Below are 19,938 nucleotides of genomic sequence, written 5' to 3'. Positions count from 1 at the left end.
GATGTGTCGTGAACCTTCCGGAACGACCTGTCGGCCCCGGGACGCACAAGGCGTTCCGGGGCCGACAGGCTCAGACTCACTGGGAGTCGGAACCTCAAGAAGCGAGGCGCAGCATCAGTTGTTGACGCAGGTGTTGCCGAAGGCGGGGTTCAGCAGACCGATCACGGAGATCGTGTTGCCGCAGACGTTCACCGGGACGTGAACGGGAACCTGGATGACGTTGCCGGACAGAACACCCGGGGAGCCCACAGCGGCACCCTGGGCACCAGCATCGGCGACGGCCAGGCCCGCACCCGCGAGAACCAGACCACCAGTGGCAGCCGCAGCGGCGACGACCTTCTTGATCATTATTCCTCCTTGTTGGCAATGCGATCCCGAGTAGCGGACCGCATCACCAATAACGAGGCGGGGGCATTAGGGCTACGACCCTATGAGCGCATTCACTCTTCTCAGTCAGCCACGCACGTGCGGACGATTATTGGAGTGTCGTTCAATCGGGTAATTCCGGGCGCATTCAAGGGCCTTGGGGCCCCGGTCGGGTTCCCGGAACTCAGGACTGGCACGGATTTCAGGATGCCTCGATGAAGCGGTCGAGCACACGCACCCCGAACTTCAGCGCGTCGACCGGGACCCTTTCGTCAACACCGTGGAACATGCCCGCGAAGTCCAGCTCCGGCGGCAGCTTCAGCGGTGCGAAGCCGAAGCAGCGGATGCCGAGGTCCGCGAAGGACTTGGCGTCGGTGCCGGCCGAGAGCATGTAGGGCACGGCCCGGGCGATCGGGTCCTCGGCGACCAGCGCGGTCTGCATGGCCTCCACGAGCGCCCCGTCGAACGAGGTCTCCAGCGCCTTGTCCGCGTGCACGTCCTCGCGCTTCACGTTCGGGCCGAGGATGCGGTCCAGGTCGGCGAGGAACTCCTCCTCGTAGCCGGGCAGGTAGCGGGCGTCGACGTGCGCGGTGGCCTGGCCGGGAATGACGTTGACCTTGTAACCGGCGCCCAGCTGGGTCGGGTTGGCGGTGTTCTGCAGCGAGGCGCCGATCAGCTTGGCGATACCGCCGAGTTTGGCGAGCGTCGCGTCCATGTTCTCGGGGTCCAGCTCGGTGCCCAGCGCGTCGCCGAGTTCGTCGAGGAAGTGGCGGAGCGTCTTGGTGACCCGGACCGGGAACTTGTGCCGACCGAGGCGTCCGACGGCCTCCGACAGCTCGGTGATCGCGTTGTCCTTGTGGATCATCGAACCGTGTCCGGCGGTGCCGTCGACGGTAAGTTTCATCCAGTGCATGCCCTTCTGGGCCGTCTCGATCAGATACAGCCGCAGGTTCTCGTTGACGGTGAAGGAGAACCCGCCGACCTCGCTGATCGCCTCGGTCACGCCCTCGAACAGGTCCGGGTGCTTGTCCACGAGGTGCCGCGCGCCCCACGTACCGCCCGCCTCCTCGTCCGCGAGGAAGGCGAGGACGATGTCGCGCGGGGGCTTGCGGCCGGTGCGCAGCCGGTCTCGCACAACCGCGAGGGTCATCGCGTCCATGTCCTTCATGTCGACCGCGCCGCGGCCCCACACACACCCGTCCGCGATCTCGCCCGAGAACGGGTGGTGGGTCCAGTCCGCCGCGTTCGCCGGTACGACGTCGGTGTGGCCGTGGATGAGCAGCGCCGGCCGGGACCGGTCCTCACCCTCGACACGTGCCACGGTGGAGGCTCGCCCCTTGTGCGACTCGATGATCCGCGGCTCCAGGCCCACCTCGGCGAGCTTCTCGGCCACGTACTCGGCGGCCTTGCGTTCACCCGGTCCCGAGTGGTCGCCGAAGTTGCTGGTGTCGATCCGGATGAGCTCGCGGCAGAGGTCCACGACCTCGTCCTCGCCGGTGACGCCCTTGGCCGTGTCTGTCCTGCCCGTCCCGCTCACGGTGCTACCTCCCACTGTTCCTGCTGGTGGTCACGCCCTCATCCTCCCCCTCCGGCCCGCCGCACCCCAAGAGCGGTCCAGGCCCGTCACACACCGTTCACGCGGCGACAGGGGGTGATCGGCCACCCCGGAAAGCCTGGTAATGTTTCCTTCGTCGCCACGGGGGGAACCCCGCGCGACAGACACCTTGTCCGGGTGGCGGAATGGCAGACGCGCTAGCTTGAGGTGCTAGTGCCCTTTATCGGGCGTGGGGGTTCAAGTCCCCCCTCGGACACTCACTCGTCAGTCGCTGAAACCCCACTTCGTGTGGGGTTTTCTGCTTTTCTCCCGCCGGCGCTCCGGCCGCCTCGGGTGTGTCCACTTCCCCCGGCTCTGGCGTGACCATGCCCGCCCGTCCCGGCATGATGGTGCTGCCCACGCCGGGCAGGTAACGCCGTGAGAGATGGAGGGCGCGTGTCACGCCAGGTACTGACGGTCTGCCCGGAGGGCACCGAGGACTTTCGGACGATCGGAGAGGCACTGGCGAGGGCGCGCAGCGGCGCCGTGATCAGTGTGCGTCCCGGGATCTACGAAGAGAACCTCGTCGTCGCCACCCGGGTCACCATCGTGGCCGAGCAGGCGCGTGGCACGGTGGAGATACGTCCGCGGCGCGGCAGCGTGCTCACGCTGAAGGCGGACGCCGTGATGCTGACCGACCTGGTACTGCGCGGCCGCGACGAGGAACTGCCCGCCGTGGACGCCGCCCGGGGACAGGTCGCGATGGACGGCTGCGAGGTGTCCGGCGCCGCCTGGGCGGCTGTACTGGCCCGTGACGCCGGCTCGTTGGCGATGCGTGACTGCCGGGTGAGCAGCCCGTCGGGGGCGGGGGTGGTGGTCACCTCGGCCGTGGACAGTTCGGTGGACTCCTGCACCATCGAGCACCTGGGGACCTCGGGAGTGGTCATCGGGGAACGCGGCCGGGTCACGGTGCGCGGCTGCACCATCCGGGACGCCCGGGGCAACGGTGTCCTCGCCAACGGTGAGGCGCAGGGCTCCGTGGAGGAGTGCGACATATCGTCCACCGACAAGCCGTCCATCGCGCTGGAGGAGCACTGCACGACGCAGGTGGTGCGCACGGTCGTGCACGACACGTCCATCGGCGTCCATCTGACCAGTTCCTCGCGGACGGTTCTGGAGGAGCTCCGGGTCACCGCGACCACCGGGCCCGCCATCGTCGTCTCGCACGGCAGCGACCCGTTGCTGCGCCGCTGCCGTACCGCCCGTACGACGGGCCACGGCATCCTGGTCACGGACCGGGCGCGCGGCACCTTCGAGGACTGCTGGCTGGACACCTCCCAGGCCCCCGCGCTGCGTGTGGCCGGGTCCGCCTCCCCCACACTGACCTCGCTGACCGTGCGGGACTGCGCGGCGACCGGCGTACTCCTGGAGGAGGAGTCCACCGCCGAGCTCGACCGGCTGGACGTCATCGACGCCGCCGGAGCCGGCATCAGCGTGCGCGGCGGCGCCAATCCGATGCTGCGCCGGGTCAGGGTCAGCGGCTCGGGCGGCCACGGTGTGGAGGCCGTCAAGGACGGGCGGGGCCGGCTGGAGGACAGTGAGATCGACCGGGCCGGCGGCGCGGGAGTCCATGTCGAGAGCGACGGCAACCTGTACCTCGGCGGCACCACCGTCCTCGCGCCCGCCACCGTGGGCCTGATGGTGGCCGCCGGGGGCAGCGCCACCGCCCGTGACTGCGAGTTCCGTGAGCCGGGCGGCGACGGAGTCGTCGTCGACGGGCAGGGCGAACTCACCGCGACCCGGGTCAGGGTGAACGCGGCCGGCGAGAACGGCGTCCTGGTCCGGGAGGGCGGCCGGGCTTCCCTCAACGCCTGCGAGATCGGCGGCAGTTCGAAGGACGGCCTGCGGGTCGAGAGCACCGACCCCGTCTCCGTCGTCAACTGTGTGGTGCGGGACAACAAGGGTGGCGGCCTGATCCAGTCCAAGCAGGGCGACCGGCTCGCCGTCGAGGGGCTCACCAGCAACGGCAACGGCCAGCGGGACGCCTGGGGTTACGGCGACAGCGAGGGCACCGACCCCGCCGGAACCGCCCAGACCGGGGGCGGCGCGGCGGGTGAGACCGGCCCGCTCGCCGAACTGGAGGCGCTGATCGGGCTGTCCAACGTCAAGCAGCAGGTCCGGACGTTGGTCAATCTCACGCAGCTGGCGCAGCGCCGCGCCCAACTCGGCATGTCCGCACCGCCGATGAGCCGCCACCTGGTCTTCGCGGGGCCGCCCGGCACCGGTAAGACCACGGTGGCCCGTCTCTACGGCACGATCCTCGCCCAGCTGGGCGCGCTGCGCTCCGGTCATCTGGTGGAGGTGTCGCGGGCCGATCTGGTCGCCCAGGTCATCGGCGGTACGGCGATCAAGGCCACGGAGGCGTTCAACCGGGCGCTGGGCGGGGTGCTGTTCATCGACGAGGCGTACACCCTGACGGCCGACAGCGGGAGTTCGGGGGCCGACTTCGGGCGGGAGGCGGTGGACACGCTGCTCAAGCTGATGGAGGACCACCGGGAGGACGTGGTCGTCGTCGCGGCCGGCTACTCCGGTGAGATGCAGTCGTTCCTCGGCTCCAACCCGGGTCTGGCCTCCCGGTTCTCCCGGACCGTGGAGTTCGAGAACTACTCGGTGCCCGAGCTGGTGGCGATCATGGAGAGCATGTGCGTCCGCCACCAGTACGAGCTGGGCGAGGGCACGGCCGCCGCGCTGGCCACGCACTTCGAACGCATGCCGAAGGACGCCGCGTTCGGCAACGGCCGGGCCGCGCGGCAGGTCTTCGAGGAGATGGTCGACCGGCAGGCCGTACGGCTGGCCGGTCTGGCCGAGGTCGGCGAGCGTGACCTCTCGCTGCTGCTCCCGGAGGACGTCGGCGCGGAGGCCGCCGAAGCGGCGGGCGGCGCCGGTGGCGGGGGCTCGCGGAGCGACGCGCTGTCCCGGCTCGGTGACATGGTGGGGCTGGCCGCCGTCAAGCGCGACGTCACCGATCTCGTCAACCTGCTGTCCACCGCCCGCCAGCGCGAGGCCGCCGGCCTCCCCGCACCCCGGATCAGTCACCACCTGGTCTTCAGCGGGCCGCCCGGCACCGGCAAGACGACCGTGGCCCGCCTCTACGGCGAGCTGCTGGTCTCTCTCGGGGTGCTGCCGCGCGGGCAGTTGGTGGAGGTGTCCCGGGCCGACCTCGTCGGACGGTACGTGGGACACACCGCGCAGCTCACTCGCGAGGTCTTCGAACGGGCCCTGGGGGGCGTCCTGTTCATCGACGAGGCGTACACGCTGACGCCCGCGGGTTCGGGCTCCGGGTCCGACTTCGGGCAGGAGGCCGTCGACACGCTGCTCAAGCTCATGGAGGACCACCGGGAGCAGGTCGTGGTGATCGTCGCGGGCTACACCCGCGAGATGGAGGGCTTCATGGCCTCCAACCCCGGGCTGTCCTCGCGGTTCTCGCGGCGCGTCGAGTTCGCGGACTACTCGTCCGACGAGCTGGTCACGATCGTACGGATGCACGCGGACAGCGCGGGCTACGAGTGCGGGCCGGGTACCGGGGCCGTGCTGCGGGAGTACTTCGACGCGCTGCCGAGGGACCGCTCGTTCGGCAACGCCCGGCTGGCACGGCAGGTGTTGGAGGGCATGATGACGCGGCAGGCCGGACGCGTCAGCGTGATGGCCGCGCCTGGACTGGACGACCTGCGGTTGCTGGTTCCCGGGGATGTGCCTCAACTGGGCTGAGGAGAGCGCGGGTTGCGAGTGGGGCGGCTGCGGTGGGCGGGCTTGCGCGCCATTTAGGATGCGGTTCATGCGTCGCCCCCTCCCCCGTCTCCGTCGTCTTCGTCGCCTTCCCCAGTTGCGTCGTCTTCCCCGTCTTCCCCGTCTGCGTCGTCTGCGTCGTCTCCGTGGCCTTCGTCCGGGCCGGACGTTCGCCGTGGTGCTGCCTCTGGTGCCTCTGGTTGTCCTCGCCGCGCCGGTCGCCTTCGCCGCGGACGGTTCGCCGGTACGGCTGCCCGTGATGCCGTCGCGGCTCGATGCCGACGACGCGTGCACCGGGGCCTCGGCCGAGCGGGCCACCTCCGTGCCGTGGGAGCAGCAGAGTCTGCAACTGCCGCGCGCATGGCAGTTCTCGGCCGGCGCCGGGGTGACCGTGGCGGTCGTGGACACCGGGGTGTCGACGACCGCGCCCGCGTTGAAGGGGCGGGTGACAGCGGTCGGGGAGGCGGGGCAGGACTGTGTCGGGCACGGGAGTTTCGTCGCCGGGCTGATCGCGGCCACGACCACGGACGGGGTCCGCTTCGCCGGGGTCGCCCAACAGGCGCGCATCGTCGCCGTGCGCGGCACCGACGCCCGGGGTACCGCCACCGCGGCGAGCGTCGCGGCGGGGATCAGGGCGGCGGTGGACGCCGGGGCGAAGGTCATCGAGGTGTCACCGGCGCTGGAGCGGGGGTCGGCGGCGCTGACCGCGGCTGTCGAGGACGCGGTGGCGCACGACGCGTTGGTGGTGGCCGCCGCGGTTCCGGATCCGCCGGCGAAGCGGAGCGCGGCTTCCGGGGACGCGCCGGTTCCCCGGGCTTACTGGCCCGCCGCGCAGGAGGGTGTGCTGTCCGTGGTGGACGTGGACGCGAAGGGCGGTCGGCCGGACAACGCCCTGCTTCCGCGTGACGCCGATCTCGCGGCCCCCGGTGACGGAGTGGTCGGTCCGGGACCTCGGGGCAGTGGGCACTACATCGGCTCCGGGGCGTCGTTCGCGGCCGGATTCGTCGCCGGGGCGGCGGCGTTGGTGCGGTCGGCGCATCCCGGGCTGACGGGTGCGCAGACCGCTGCGCGGCTTGTCTCTACGGCGTATCCCGATGCGGTGCCGCGGCTCGATCCGTATGCGGCGGTGACGTCCGTGGGGGCGGTTGAGCGGGGGGCTGCGGTGGCTCCTTTGCGGGGGGCGCTGCCGGTGCGGCTGCCGGATGACGCGGGGGCTGTGCCGACGCGTCGTGCGGTGTTGTTCGCGGCGGGGGGTGGGGCGGTGTTGCTGTTGGTGGTGTGGGGGGCTGTCGTGGTGCCTCGGGGGCGGGCTCGGGGGTGGCGGGCCGGGAACGGGGGCGGCTGAGGTGGGGTTGTTTCGCCCCCGCCGCCCCTACCCGTCCCATCCCGTTCCTGGGGGCTGCGCCCCCAGACCCCCGCTCCGGCCCTGAACGGGCCTTGTCCTCAAACGCCGGACGGGCTGAGGGTGCGGGCCGGCGCTGGAAAGGTACGGCCGGGCTGGCGGGTGCGGCCCGGGGTGGAGATGCGGTGGGGGCGGGTGGGTGGGAAAGAAGCCGGCCCTGGACGGGCCTTGTCCTCAAGCGCAGGACGGGCTGAGTATGTGTCGGCCTCAGTCCGTTTCCTCCGCTCCCTCCACCACCGCCGTCTGGATCAGTGTCGGCTTGCGACGTACGACGTACTGGGCTCGGCCCGGGGGCAGGTTTCGGGGCTTGATGTTGCCGAAGACGTAGCCCTCGCTCGGGGGGCAGGACAGCAGGACGCCGGGGGTGTTGACCTCGTCCAGGCGGCGTAGGAGCTGGTCGTTCAGGCCGCGGCCCGCTCCCGTCGCCGAGCGGACCGCGATGACGTGCAGGCCCAGTTCGTGGCCCAGGGCCAGGTGGTCGAAGAGCGGGGCGAAAGGGTGGTCGAAGTTGTTGCTGCCCACGACCATGTCGTAGTCGTCGACGAGGACGAACAGGCGCGGGCCCTGCCACCAGTCGGCCAGGCGCATTCGGGCGGGGGTGATGTCCGGGCCCGGAAGGCGGGTCTTCAGGGCGCGGGCCGAGCCGCCCACCAGTTCCTTGAGGGCGTCCACGGAGACCGCGTGACCCAGTTGGTACTCGGCGGGGACTGCGTCGACCAGGTCGCGGCGGTAGTCGACGACCAGGACGCGGGCCTCGGCGGCGGTGTAGCGGGCCGTGATGGCGTTGGCGGCCAGGCGCAGCAGGTTGGTCTTGCCGCTCTCGGAGTCGCCGATGGCCACGAGGTGCGGGGTCCGGCTGAAGTCGTGCCAGACCGTGGAGAGGGTCTCCTCGTCCAGGCCGAGGGGCAGGCGGAGGCCGTCGCCCAGTTCGGCCGGCGGAAGCGCGGAGGCCGGAAGACGGTGCGGGAGCATCCGTACGGGCGGGGCGGGCGGGCCGCTCCACTCCGCGGCGATCCTCTCCACCAGGGCGGTGACGCCGTCCGCGAGGTCCTCGGCGCCGTTCTGGCCGTCGATGCGCGGGAGCGCGGTCAGGAAGTGGAGTTTGTCGCCCATGGTCAGGCCGCGGCCCGGAGTGCGGGGCACGGTGGCCGCCTTACGGACGTCCACCACGGAGTCCATGGTGTCGCCGAGCCTCAACTCCAGCCGGGTGGCGCTCTGGTCACGGATCTGCGCGGACAACTCCACCCAGCGGGTGGTGGTGACGATGAGGTGGATGCCGTAGTTCAGTCCACCGGTGGCGAGTTGGTTGAAGGTGGGCAGCAGGCTGTCGAAGTTCTGCTTGACCTGGGCCCAGCCGTCGACGACGAGAAAGACGTCGCCGTGCGTCTCGTCGGTGAACTCCCCCGCCGCCCGGCGCCGCCGGTAAGTGGCCATGGAGTCGATGCCGTGGTCGAGGAAGAACTGCTCGCGCTGGTTGAGCACGCTCGTGACCTCGGCCACCGTACGGCTGATGCGTTCGCTGTCGAGCCGGGCCGCGACCCCGCCGACGTGCGGCAGGCCGGCCAGCGAGGAGAGGGTGCCGCCGCCGAAGTCGAGGCAGTAGAACTGGACTTCGGCAGGGGTGTGGGTGAGCGCGAGCGACGTGATCAGGGTGCGCAGCACCGTGGACTTGCCGCTCTGTGAGCCGCCCGCGATGGCGACGTGGCCGCCGCCCGCCGAGAGGTCCACCACGAGTGGGTCGCGGCGCTGGTCGAACGGCTTGTCGACGAGGCCGACCGGCACCCGCAGGCGCCCTGTGCCGGGCCAGCCGGCCGCGGACAGGCCCCGGTCGGGCGTGGGGGTCAGGCCCGGGAGCAGCGCGTCCAGGGTGGGTGGCGCCCCGAGCGGGGGCAGCCAGACCTGGTGGGCGGTGGGGCCGTGGTCGCGCAGCCGGTCCAGGGCCACGGACAGCAGGCTGTCGGTGGACTCGGTCTCCTCCTCGCGTTCCGGTTCGGGTACGGCGGCCGGGGTGCGTGGCACCACCCAGCCCGCCGACCAGGGCACGACCTGGCTGGCCACGCGGGCCTGGACGACGGCGCCGCGCCGGTGCCGGTACGGGCCGGAGACGTAGGCGGCCCGGAAGCGGGTCAGCGCCTCCACGCCGCTCTTGAGGAAGCCGGCGCCTGGCTGCGAGGGCAGTTGGTAGGCGTCGGGGACGCCGAGGACGCCCCGGCTCTCCATCGCGGAGAAGGTCCGCAGGCCCACCCGGTAGGAGAGATGGCTCTCCAGCTGGTGCATACGGCCCTCGTCCAGGCGCTGGGAGGCGAGGAGGAGATGGACGCCGAGGGACCGGCCGAGGCGGCCGATCATCACGAACAGGTCCATGAACTCACGGTGCGCGGCGAGGAGTTCGCTGAACTCGTCGACGACGATGAAGAGGCTGGGGAGGGGTGCGAGTGGGGTGCCGGCGGCTCGGGCCTTCTCGTACTCCAGGGCGGAGGAGTAGTTGCCGGCCGACCGCAACAGCTCCTGGCGGCGGATGAGTTCGCCGTGCAGGGCGTCCTGCATCCGGTCCACCAGGGCGACTTCGTCGGCGAGGTTGGTGATCACGGCGGAGGTGTGCGGGAGTTCGTCCAGGCCGAGGAAGGTGGCGCCGCCCTTGAAGTCGACCAGGATGAAGTTCAGGGTCTCGGAGGAGTTGGTGAGCGCCAGTCCGAGCACGAGGGTGCGCAGGAGCTCGCTCTTGCCGGAGCCGGTGGCGCCGATCAGCATGCCGTGCGGGCCCATGCCGCCCTGCGCGGACTCCTTGATGTCGAGTTCGACGGGCCCGCCGTCCGCGCCGATCGCGACCGGCACGCGCAGCCGGGCGGCGCCGGTGTGTTTGCGCCACAGGGTCGCCGGGTCATGCCGGTACAGGTCGGGGATGCCCAGCAGGGTGGTCAACTGGACGTCGGCGGCGAGTGGTTCGGCGGAGTCGGCGGTCAGGCCCATCCGGTAGGGGGCGATCAGCCGGGCGAGTGACTCGGCGGCGGCCGGCCCCACCCGGTCGGGGCGGCCGAGCAGCGTCGTCTGTTCCTTGCGGGTGCGGTCGGTGCGTACGAGCCGGACGGCTGCCGGGGTCACGTCCAGGCGCAGGGTGGAGCGGCCGGGGCGCCAGGTGAGGGAGCCGGACAGGTCGAGGACGATGGTGTTGCGGAAGCCGGGGCCGTCGAGACGGTGACCGGCCGGCACGGTGACGCCGTCGACGACGATCACCGTGAACGGCTCGTCGCGGCCGGGCACCGCCTCGGGATCGAAGACCGGGCGCTCGGTGAACTCGGCGCCGAGCAGGTCCTCCAGGTCGTTGAAGGCGGTGGCGACCATACGGGCGGGGCCCGCGCCGTCCTGCTCCTGCGGGTGCAGGTTGTGCGGCAGCCACTTCACCCACTCCCACTCCGCGCGCCGTTCGTCGGACACGCACAGCGCCACCCACAGCTCCTCCGGCGGGTGGAACAGGGCGAGTTGACAGAGCGCGGCCCGCACCATGGCGCGTACGGCGGCGTCGTCGCCGCGGGTCAGGACGCGGGACCAGGAGCGCAGGTAGAGGGCGATGGGCTGCTCGGGCACCGTGCTGTAGGCGCGGACGAAGCGGCGCAGGGCGTGCGCGCTGAGCGGTTCCAGGTCCTCGACCGGCTTGGTGGACAGGGGGTTGAGCCGCATGGCGAACTGCTGGTCGCCGACGGCTATCCGCACCTCGCCGAAGTCCTCGTCCTTGACCCGTCGTTCCCAGAGGCGGGTCGTACGCACCATGGTGCGCAGCACCTTGGGGTCGGGGTGCCGCCAGGCCAGCGCCAACTGCTGTTCCACGACGGCCCGGTGGACCTTGCGGCGGGTCTGGGTGAGATAGCGCAGATAGTCGCGCCGCTCACCGCGCAGCCGTTCCTTGCGTTCGCCGGCCTTGCGCATCACCTGGCCGACCATCATGGCCGCGGACGCCAGCACCATCATGCCGAGCGCGATGTACATGAACGCGCCGTTGCCACCGCCGGGCCTGATGAACATCAGCATCATCGACACCGACATCATGGCCATCGGGAGATACGTCCAGATCGCCGAGCTGTCCGCGACGACCTCGGGAAGTGTCGGTGGTTCCTGGAGAGTCAGCTCGCCCTCGGGCATGTCCGGACCCCGTCGGCGGGCCGGCCTGCGGAACAGAACCACACTCAACGGACATGCTCCTTCGAAGGGTTGAACAGAGGCTGAAATGCCGCCTGGTCGTGAACCGGCCAACTGACGCGTGCCGGTGGGAATTTGTGACACGCCACTGAAACGGGACCCATAATTCCGTTCGATCGGCGGTCAGTAGTCTGCATGTCATCAACTCGTACGTCCAAGCGGACGCGAACGAGTCCGCCGCCCGAACTTCTCTGGAGACGTGAACCCCACGATGACCGACAGCTCCGTGGCGGGTCTGTGCCGCCTCACGGTACGGGCCCCGGCCAGGACCATCGATCTGGCGGTGCCCGCCGACGTACCCGTGGCCGATCTGCTGCCCACCGTGCTGCGGTACGCCGGGGAGGACATCGAGGAGAACGGGCTGGAGCACGACGGCTGGGTCCTGCAACGCCTGGGCGGCGCCCCGCTGGACGAGGAGGGCACCCTGGAGGCGCTCGACCTCAAGGACGGTGAGGTGGTGTATCTCCGGCCGCACACCGAGTCGTTGCCGGAGGTCCGGCTCGACGACCTGGTGGACGGTATCGCCAACGTCACCCGGGACCGGCTGCACGGCTGGAACCCGGCGGCGGGGCGGCGACTGCTGCTCGGTATGACGGTGGCCGCGCTGGCCCTGGGCCTGCTGGTGCTGGCCTGGCCCGGCGGCCCGGCCGGGGTCCGGATCGGCACCGCGGGCGTGGCCGGGCTGCTGCTGCTCGCGGGGGCCGCGTCGGCCAGCCGGGCGGTCGGCGACGCGGCGGCGGGCGCGACCCTGGGATTCATGGCGGCGCCCTATCTGGCGCTGGCGGGCTGGCTGGTGCCGGGCGGCGAGATCGCCGGCCCCGACGCCCACCGGGTGCTGGGCGCACGGCTGTTGGCCGCCGCGGCGGCCGGGGCGGGGGGCGCGGTGCTGGCGCTGGCCCTGGCGGCGGTGCGTACGCCCCTGTTCGTGGCCTCCGCGCTGGTGGCCGTGGCGGGGGCTCTCGCGGGTGGCCTGATGAGCCTCCTCGACCTCTCCGTGGACGGCGCCGCGGCGACGGTGGCCGTGCTGGCGGTGCTGCTGGGCGGCTTCGTGCCTTCCCTGTCGTTCAAGCTGGCAGGGATGCGGATGCCGGCGCTGCCGACGAACGCGCAACAGCTCCAGGAGGGCATCGAGCCCTACAACGGGCGGGACGTGGCCACCCGTACGGAACTCGCGAGCGGTTGGATGACCGGCCTGTACGCGGCGACCGGCGTCCTGTGCGCGGGTGCTCTCGTGCCGCTGGCCAGGAACCCCGGCCTGCCGGAGACCCTGACCGCGGTGGCGCTGGCGCTGCTCCTGCTGCTGCACGGCCGGGGCATGGTCAACGTGTGGCAGCGGCTCGCCCTGGTGCTGCCGGGCTCGCTCGGTGTGGCGCTCCTGGTGCTCGCGCTGGCCGTGGACACGGAGCCGGCGGACCGCCCGCTGCTGGTGGTGGGGCTGCTGGCGCTGGCCACCGTCCTGGCCGTCGCCTCGTGGACGGTACCGGGGCGGCGGATGCTGCCGTACTGGGGTCGGGCGGCGGAACTGGTGCACTCCCTGCTGGCGATGGCCCTGTTGCCGCTGACCCTGTGGGTGCTGGGCGTCTTCGCCGCGCTGCGCTCGATCACCGGCTGAGAGGCGGTGCGGGGTGGGTGCGGACGGGGCGGGCGCCCCTGGCGGTTCGACGCGCACAAGCGGTGCGGGCGCCACCGGCGGTGCGACTGGCTCACCGGCGCCGGGTGGTGGGGTCGTACGGCTGGGCCGGCGATCCGGGCGGGGCGGGGCATCAGCTCGTCCGCCGGTCCTCGCGGGCCGAGCGGTCGGCAAGGCAGGCGGCTGCCCGGGGCTCGGCAAGGCGACTGGCTCACCGGCGCCGGGCGGCGTCGGCGGCCGTACTCCACTGTCCGGGCGGCTCGCGTTCCGGCTGGGCTCGGGACCACCGGCGTGCCCGAACCGGCGCGGGCAGGTGTTCCGCGTCCTCGCCCGCCCGGATCCCGCCTCGCCCCTGCAGTACGGCTCCACCACCAGACACCATCCCGCCACACCCGGCCTATTGGAAGGACCCGCTGTACATGCAGTCCAAGCGTGACCAGGTGCAGGCGCACACGTTCACCATGAGCCGGCTCACCTCGGGCATGCTGCTCGCCGATCCGGACGCCCCGGAGAGCCCGCTCGGGCGTACCACCCGGGGTGCGGTGGCCGGGCTGCTGATCACGGTGCTGATCGCCGCGGGGGCGGTGGTGTTCGGTCTGGTGTCGCCCGGCGGCAACGACTCCTGGCGCAGCGGCGAGACGCTGATCGTCAACCGGGAGACGGGGGCCCGTTATCTCTACCTCGGGGGGCGGCTTCGGCCGGTGCGCAACTACTCCTCCGCGCTGCTGATCGGCGGCGCGGATCTGAAGACCACCGACGTGTCCACGGCGTCGCTGCGCGGCACACCCGTGGGCGCCGCCGTCGGAATCACCGGAGCACCGGACTCGGTGCCCGGCACCGGTGATCTGGAGTCCGGCGCCTGGCAGGTCTGCTCGGCGCTGGGCAGCACGACCGCGGCGGACGGTACGGTCACCACGCGCCCCGTGACGGCGCTGGTCGCCGGGGGCGCGGTGGCGGGCGACCCGGTCGGCGCCGGTGCCGCGGTGCTGGTGAGCGGCCCGGACAAGAAGACGTACCTGGTGTGGCAGGGCAGCCGGCTGCCGCTGGACACCGCGTCCGGCGCGCTGCTCTCGCTGGGGTACAGCTCGGTGACCCCGCGTCCCGTCTCCGCCGCCTTCCTTGACGCCCTGGTGCCGGGCGCCGCGCTCGCCCCGCCGCCGGTGCCCAAGCTGGGGTCGGCGGGGCCATCGCTGGGCGGGACGGCCACCAAGGTGGGCCAGGTGTTCCAGGTCACGGTGCCGGGCGCCGACTCGGGCACCGGGGCCGGCACCGAATCGGGCGGCCAGTACTACCTGTTGCGCGGTGAGGGTCTGGTCCCGGTCACCGCGACCGGTGCCGCGTTGCTGCTGGGCGATCCGGACGTCCGCGCCAAGGCGTACGCCGGTGCCTCACCCGCCGCTCTGCCAGTCGGCGCGGACGTACTCAAGGATCACCAGGCGCCGGGCAGTTCCGGCGTCGATCCCTCGGCCTCCGGTCTTCCCGACGCCCCGCCCCGCGCGATGCGCGTGCCGGCCGGCTGGACGGCCTGCGCGCAGGTGAAGCCGGGGCCGGACGGCGTCCGGGTCGGTTCCCTGCTGGTGCGGGAGAGCGAGCTCGCCCCGGTCACCGAGGCGAGCGGCGAGCCGGTGGCGGCGGCCTGTCTGCCGGTGGACGCGGTCGTGGTGCGGCCCGGCCACGGTGCGCTGGTGCGGGCGCTGAGCGCGGGCGGCGGCGCGGTCGGCGCGGCGACGTACCTCGTGGGCGACGACGGGGTGAAGTACCGGGTGGCCTCGAAGGCGGCTCTCGCCGCGCTGGGCTACGCGGAGTCCGACGCACGCCAACTTCCCTCACCGCTGCTGGCGATGCTGCCGACCGGGCCCGACCTGAGCCCGGAGGTGGCGACCGGGGCGGCGGCCCCTTCGGCGGGGGCGGCGACGCCGTGCGGTCGTAGCACGGGCACTTCCGGCCCTTCAGACGGTTCAGGCGCTTCGGAGAATGCCGGGAAGTTGCCTTCAGGTAAAAGCAGTTGATCTGTGAGCGATCCAACTACCCCTGAGTCGCGTCATGTTGCAACCATTTCGCAGGCAACCCTAGTCTCTTGACGTCAAGGCAGTAACGCGAGTCGACGCGGTACCCGACCCCGAGGAGGGAACGATGGCAGGCAACGGCCAGCAGTCCAATGAACAGGCGACCCGCAACGGCATCCAGGCGCTGGAGGCGGCCTTCAGCGGCATCCTGAAGTCGAAGCAGGATGTCGACCAGACCCGCGCCACCCTCTCCAGCGGCTACCAGGGCAGCGACGGCGGCCAGTTCGGCTCGCTGCTCAAGCAGTGGGACGACCAGGCCACCAGCATCCTGCGGAGCCTTGAGGACATGGTCGACAAGCTCAACCAGAGCCTGGCCCAGCACGGCAAGACCCAGGGTTCGTCCAACGAGTCGATCAACCAGGCCTACTCGCAGTCGCAGGCGGCTTTCGACCAGCTCGCGGGCTGACCCGCCGACCTGCTGACCGGTCCGTGATCCGTTCAGGCCCCACATCCCCCCAGCGCAGAAGAGGTTCCCATGGGTGACATGACAGACGGTTACATCTACGTCGACTACAACCACATGAACAACGCCGCCGACGACATGGTCCAGCAGACCAAGGCGATCGCGAACACCCTGGCGTCGCTCGAGGCCGAGCTCAACGAACTGGTGAAGTCCTGGTACGGCGAGGACGCCAGCATGTACCGCCAGAAGCAGCAGGCGTGGGACTCGGCGGTGAAGAACATGGAGACCCTGCTCACCTCGCACTCCACGCTGCTGACGGACATCTCCGACAGCTACCGCTACAGCGAGAACTCGCTCTCCCAGCTCTGGTCCGAAGTCCAGATAGGCCGCTGACGCCGGACGAACCGGACGGACGGCCACCGGGGCCGGAGCCCGTCCGGTTCCACCGTCGTCCCCGACAACCCAGCAGGAGGAAGCCATGGCGGATCTGACCCGTCTGGACGCGGCGTCACTGGGCACGTTCAGGACACACGCCCTGGCCGAGTTCATCACCGATCTCAAGGCCATCATGAAGGACGACACGAACGGTGTGCGCTCACTGCACAGTGTCGTCAAGGGCCTGCTCCCGGCCGAGTACTTCGGCGAGAACGCCGTACTGGGCATCGGTCTCATGGGCGCCGACGACGTCACCTACGGCAAGACCCTGGTGGCCTCGGTCCTGTCGTCCGCGACGTCGATCGACACCGTTCTCGACGCCCAGGGCGACCTCTTCGACGACATCGACGACAACCTCGAAACCACCATCCGCACACTGCTGAAGACCCAGGGCACCACCCTCGAAGGCATCAACGGCGAGCAGTTGCTGGACATCTGGTCGGACATCGACGGCGATCTGTCCGGGGGCGAGGACGACTGACCCGGGCGGCCCCGCGCCGCCCCACGCCTTACGTCCCCTCTCCCCCACCTCACCCAGCGGAGCCCGCCATGCCGGCCAAGCACGACCCCGACGACACCTGGGGCCAGGCAGTCACCCTCGTCACCGGTTACGCCGTACCCAGCCGGAAGACGCTCTTCGACACCCTGAGCAGCAAGGATCACATCCCGCTGATGCGGGGCGGCCTGGAGGCCCTCTACTCGACCGAGCTGACCGCGAACAACTTCACGGCCCTGGTCGGCTGGCACACCCAGGAGGGCGAGGACTACGACCTTGCGTTCGTCGACGGGGGCGGTGACGGCGCGCACGACTACGCCTCGCTCTGGCAGGCCACCCTGGTCTTCATCGGCGTACCCGTGGACGGGAACGGCCGGGCCCGGCTGCTGGACAACGGTGAGTCGATGGGCGGCGGCAAGTTCACCGGCAGCCAGGGCGACGAGTGGGACTTCACCCCGCTCGGGCAGTACGCGGGCGGCTCCCGGGCAGCGTTGCAGAAACTGCTCACCGACGGGACCACCCGCGGCTTCTCCTACAACGGCTACGACGTGCAGAACGCCGAGGCCGTGGACGCCAACTCCTTCGAGCGCACGGGGCTGGCCTTCGACCGGACGATGACGTTCTTCAAGAACCACGCCACGACGCTGGCCCAGTGGGAGACCTCGCTCGGTGAGGAGAACGCGGCGTGGCGGGGCCAGGCGGCGGGCCTGTTCTGGCACCTCGTCCACCAGCTCCGCACGAACTACGACGACTACGTGGACCAGCTCGGCGGCACCGCCTTCACCGCGACCCAGAACTTCAGCAGCGGCCACGCCCCGCAGTCGAAGCTCAGCGAGGCACTGGCCAAGGCCGAGCACGCCCTGCGGACCGCGGCGACGGATCTCAACACCGCGTGGACCACCTGGGCGAGCGACGGGCGGCACGACCCGCACCGCATCCTGATGGAGATCCTGGACAAGGTCTCCGTGTGGGTGCTGGAGAACAACATCAAGCAGACCACCGTGTACGCGGACGAGTCCGGGTACACCTACAAGACCAACGCCAACTTCAAGCAGAACCACCCCACTTACGGGAACCTGAAGGACTACCCCGGCGCCTGGAAGAAGATGGCCGACGACGCCGTCGCCGTCTGGGACCAGCATGTGAAGGACGTCCTCGTCGCAGCGGCGAGTACGGCGCTGACCAACCTCAAGACGGCGTGGAGCGACCTGGAGGACGCCTTCGAGGAGCTGGAGACGAAGGACACCTCCACGCTCACCGAGCAGTACGAGGAGGACCGGCGCGACATCCTCGAAGAGCAGGCGAACCAGAACCAGCAGAACCTCAACAACTCGCTCAACAACCTCGGCCAGAACCTGAACAACCTGGGGGCCGGGCTCGGGGACGGCCTGAACAACCTGGGCGACAACCTGGGCAACAGTCTCAACGGGCTGGGCGACGGACTCGGGAACAGCCTCGACAACCTGGGTGACGGACTGGGCGACAGCCTGGGCGGTCTGGGCGACGGCCTCACGAACCTGGGCAACGGGCTCGGCGACGGACTCAACCTCACCGGCGGCCTGGGCGACGGAATCGGTACCGGACTCGGCACGGGCCTGGGCACCGGCCTCGGTACGGGCACCGGTCTCGGTACGGGCCTGGGGCTGGGTCTCGGGCTCGGCGGTTCGGACGACGGCAACGACGCCACCAAGGGTTCCACGCTCACCAACCCGGACGGCAGCACCACCACGCTCAACCCCGACGGCACGCTGACCACCCGCTACCCCGACGGCACCACCCAGCGCCTGGACCCCGAGACCGGCATCGTCACCACGACCGCCCCCGACGGGACGGTCACCACCGGCGACCTGACCGTCCCCGGCGGACACACCAACCCCGACGGCAGTGTGACCACCCTGAACCCCGACGGGACCCTCACCACCCGGTTCCCCGACGGCACCGTCACCACCATCGACCCGGAGACCGGCCAGCTGACCACGACCAACCCCGACGGTTCGGTCGAGACGGGCAACATCGGCACGAGCGGCCTCGGCGACGGACTCGGTGACCTCGACCTGACCAGCCCCACCGTCATCCCCCCGACCACCAGCAGCAGTTCCCTCGACGGTCTGAGCAACCTGGGCAGCCTGGGCGACGGCCTGACCGGTTCCGGCAGTGGCCTCGGCTCGTCCCTCGGCGGCGGCTCGGGGCTCGACTCCAGCAGCCTGCTGGGCACCACCGGCAGTTACGACAGCGGCGACTACGCCGACTACGACGACGGCGAGGACAGCACGAGCGACCTGCTGTCGGGCGGCGCCCTGGGCGCCCCGCTCACCGTGGGCTCGGACGGTTCGGCGGACAGCTCGGGATCCGCGGGCTCCGGCGGGACACCGCTGTTCCCCGGCATGGGCGGTATGGGGGGCATGGGCGGCGGCGGTGCGGGCGCCGGTGGCGGCGGCAACGGCTCCTCGGAACGGGTCCGCAACGTCCTCACCGAACCCGGCGGGGGCGGCGGCAGGCGCGGCGGCCGGTCCGGCAGCCGCAGGGGCGCCACGGAGGACGAGGAGCTGGCGGTCGCCCGGGGGCGCGGCACGTCCACGAGTTCCGGCTCCGCCTATCCGGTGGGCGGCCCCGGGGGCGCCGGGCAGGGCAACCGGTCGACCGAGAGCGGCAACCGTGACCGGCAGAGCTGGATGGCCGAGCCGGAGGACGAGGACGTGTGGGGCACCGACGAGGGCGGCGCGCCCGCGGTGATCGGCCGGTGAGCGCGCCGGGCGGGCTCAGGGTGCCGCGGAAGCTGGGCGAGACGAGACGGGCGAGCGGGGAGGCGGGGGCATGAGCGACATGCGGGAGACGATCGAGCAGCGGCTCGCCCGGGCCATCGCCGATCTGGAGACGACCCAGACCGAGGTGGCACGGGCGGAGCGCGAACTCGCCGACGCCAGCGCCACCGTACGTTCCCCCGACCGCGCGGTGCAGGTCACCGTCAGTGCGCAGGGCGATCTGACCGAGCTGAAGTTCCTGGACGGCAAGTACCGCACCATGTCCGCCACCCAGCTGGCGGCCAGCGTCCTGGAGGCGGCCCAGGAGGCCCGCGCGGTGATGGCGCGCCGGGTGATGGACACTTTCGAGCCGTTCACCCGGCCCAGCGACGCGGTGCCCGAGATGACCGGGGTCAACGTCGACTGGCAGAAGATCTTCGGCCCGGGGGTGCTCGACGGCCCCCGGGGCGGTGAGGGCCGTTCGTCGTCCAGCCGACTGCGGGACGAGATCAACGAGGACATGGAGGACTGATCGGTCATGGCCGAGGGAAACGCGTACTACGCCGAGCCGGACAGGCTGGCGGCGGGTGTCCGGCAGATCAACGCGATCAGCTCGCTCGCCCACGAGATGCTCCGTGACTTCACGACCACCGTGAACGACACGCGCGGCTGGCCGGGCAGGGACGACAGCTTCGCGCAGGAGGTCGTACCGGCGGAGCTGAAGGAGCGTGAGACGGCCGTCCAGACCGGGGCGTCCCTGGTCGACGCGGTGGTGAGTGTCGCCGACGGCACCATGAGCAACCTGTCGAACATCCGCAGCACCCAGATGGGTGTCATGGACTCGATCAACTCCGCGGGCAGCCGCGGCGGAAGGCACTGACACTG

General features: G+C 71.2%; 13 protein-coding genes and 1 tRNA gene. 11 read left to right on the top strand and 3 right to left on the bottom strand.

The window, feature by feature from the left end:
• Positions 1-114: 114 nt before the first annotated feature.
• Positions 115-348, bottom strand: coding sequence for a chaplin ChpH (gene chpH / locus PV734_RS04760; protein ID WP_319094163.1), 234 nt, complete (start codon positions 346-348; stop codon positions 115-117).
• Between the two features lie 220 nt (positions 349-568).
• Entirely contained in the window at positions 569-1,903 is a 1,335-nt protein-coding gene (locus PV734_RS04755) for a M20/M25/M40 family metallo-hydrolase (RefSeq protein ID WP_319094164.1), read from the bottom strand.
• 189 nt (positions 1,904-2,092) lie between these two features.
• Here PV734_RS04755 and PV734_RS04750 point away from each other — a divergent pair.
• The 3 genes from PV734_RS04750 to PV734_RS04740 all read left to right on the top strand — a co-directional run bounded on the left by PV734_RS04750 (position 2,093) and on the right by PV734_RS04740 (position 7,031).
• Positions 2,093-2,177, top strand: a tRNA-Leu gene (locus tag PV734_RS04750).
• A 179-nt stretch (positions 2,178-2,356) separates the two neighbouring features.
• Entirely contained in the window at positions 2,357-5,668 is a 3,312-nt protein-coding gene (locus tag PV734_RS04745) for a right-handed parallel beta-helix repeat-containing protein (RefSeq protein WP_319094165.1), read from the top strand.
• Between the two features lie 208 nt (positions 5,669-5,876).
• The gene (locus PV734_RS04740) at positions 5,877-7,031 is read left to right on the top strand and encodes a S8 family serine peptidase (protein WP_319288828.1); all 1,155 of its coding nucleotides are present in this window, start codon (positions 5,877-5,879) and stop codon (positions 7,029-7,031) included.
• Positions 7,032-7,295: 264 nt separating this feature from the next.
• On the opposite strand, the gene eccCa is transcribed toward PV734_RS04740, so the two are convergent.
• A complete protein-coding gene (gene eccCa / locus PV734_RS04735; protein WP_319288897.1) occupies positions 7,296-11,225 on the bottom strand; it encodes a type VII secretion protein EccCa in 3,930 nt (1,309 codons plus the stop codon).
• A gap of 268 nt (positions 11,226-11,493) precedes the next feature.
• Here eccCa and eccD point away from each other — a divergent pair, with 268 nt between their 5' ends.
• The 8 genes from eccD (at position 11,494) to PV734_RS04695 (ending at position 19,933) form a co-directional block, all read left to right on the top strand.
• Positions 11,494-12,894, top strand: coding sequence for a type VII secretion integral membrane protein EccD (eccD, locus tag PV734_RS04730; protein ID WP_319094252.1), 1,401 nt, complete (start codon positions 11,494-11,496; stop codon positions 12,892-12,894).
• Positions 12,895-13,331: 437 nt separating this feature from the next.
• The gene (gene eccB / locus PV734_RS04725; protein ID WP_319288827.1) at positions 13,332-14,921 is read left to right on the top strand and encodes a type VII secretion protein EccB; all 1,590 of its coding nucleotides are present in this window, start codon (positions 13,332-13,334) and stop codon (positions 14,919-14,921) included.
• Positions 14,922-15,045: 124 nt separating this feature from the next.
• Positions 15,046-15,384, top strand: coding sequence for a hypothetical protein (locus tag PV734_RS04720; protein ID WP_319094168.1), 339 nt, complete (start codon positions 15,046-15,048; stop codon positions 15,382-15,384).
• A 69-nt stretch (positions 15,385-15,453) separates the two neighbouring features.
• The gene (locus tag PV734_RS04715; protein ID WP_319094169.1) at positions 15,454-15,774 is read left to right on the top strand and encodes a WXG100 family type VII secretion target; all 321 of its coding nucleotides are present in this window, start codon (positions 15,454-15,456) and stop codon (positions 15,772-15,774) included.
• 85 nt (positions 15,775-15,859) lie between these two features.
• Positions 15,860-16,297 (top strand): type VII secretion system-associated protein, encoded by a 438-nt coding sequence (locus tag PV734_RS04710; RefSeq protein WP_319094170.1) that lies wholly within the window; start codon positions 15,860-15,862, stop codon positions 16,295-16,297.
• Positions 16,298-16,365: 68 nt separating this feature from the next.
• A complete protein-coding gene (locus tag PV734_RS04705) occupies positions 16,366-19,056 on the top strand; it encodes an AAWKG family protein (RefSeq protein WP_319094171.1) in 2,691 nt (896 codons plus the stop codon).
• A gap of 70 nt (positions 19,057-19,126) precedes the next feature.
• Positions 19,127-19,585, top strand: a complete 459-nt coding sequence (locus PV734_RS04700; protein ID WP_319094172.1) for a YbaB/EbfC family nucleoid-associated protein — start codon at positions 19,127-19,129, stop codon at positions 19,583-19,585.
• A 6-nt stretch (positions 19,586-19,591) separates the two neighbouring features.
• Positions 19,592-19,933, top strand: coding sequence for a hypothetical protein (locus PV734_RS04695; protein WP_319094173.1), 342 nt, complete (start codon positions 19,592-19,594; stop codon positions 19,931-19,933).
• The last annotated feature ends 5 nt before the right edge of the window (positions 19,934-19,938 follow it).

Source organism: Streptomyces sp. AK08-02, from assembly GCF_033795085.1.
GTDB classification, from domain to species: Bacteria; Actinomycetota; Actinomycetes; order Streptomycetales; family Streptomycetaceae; genus Streptomyces; species Streptomyces echiniscabiei.
This window is presented reverse-complemented; position numbering and strand designations above follow the sequence as displayed.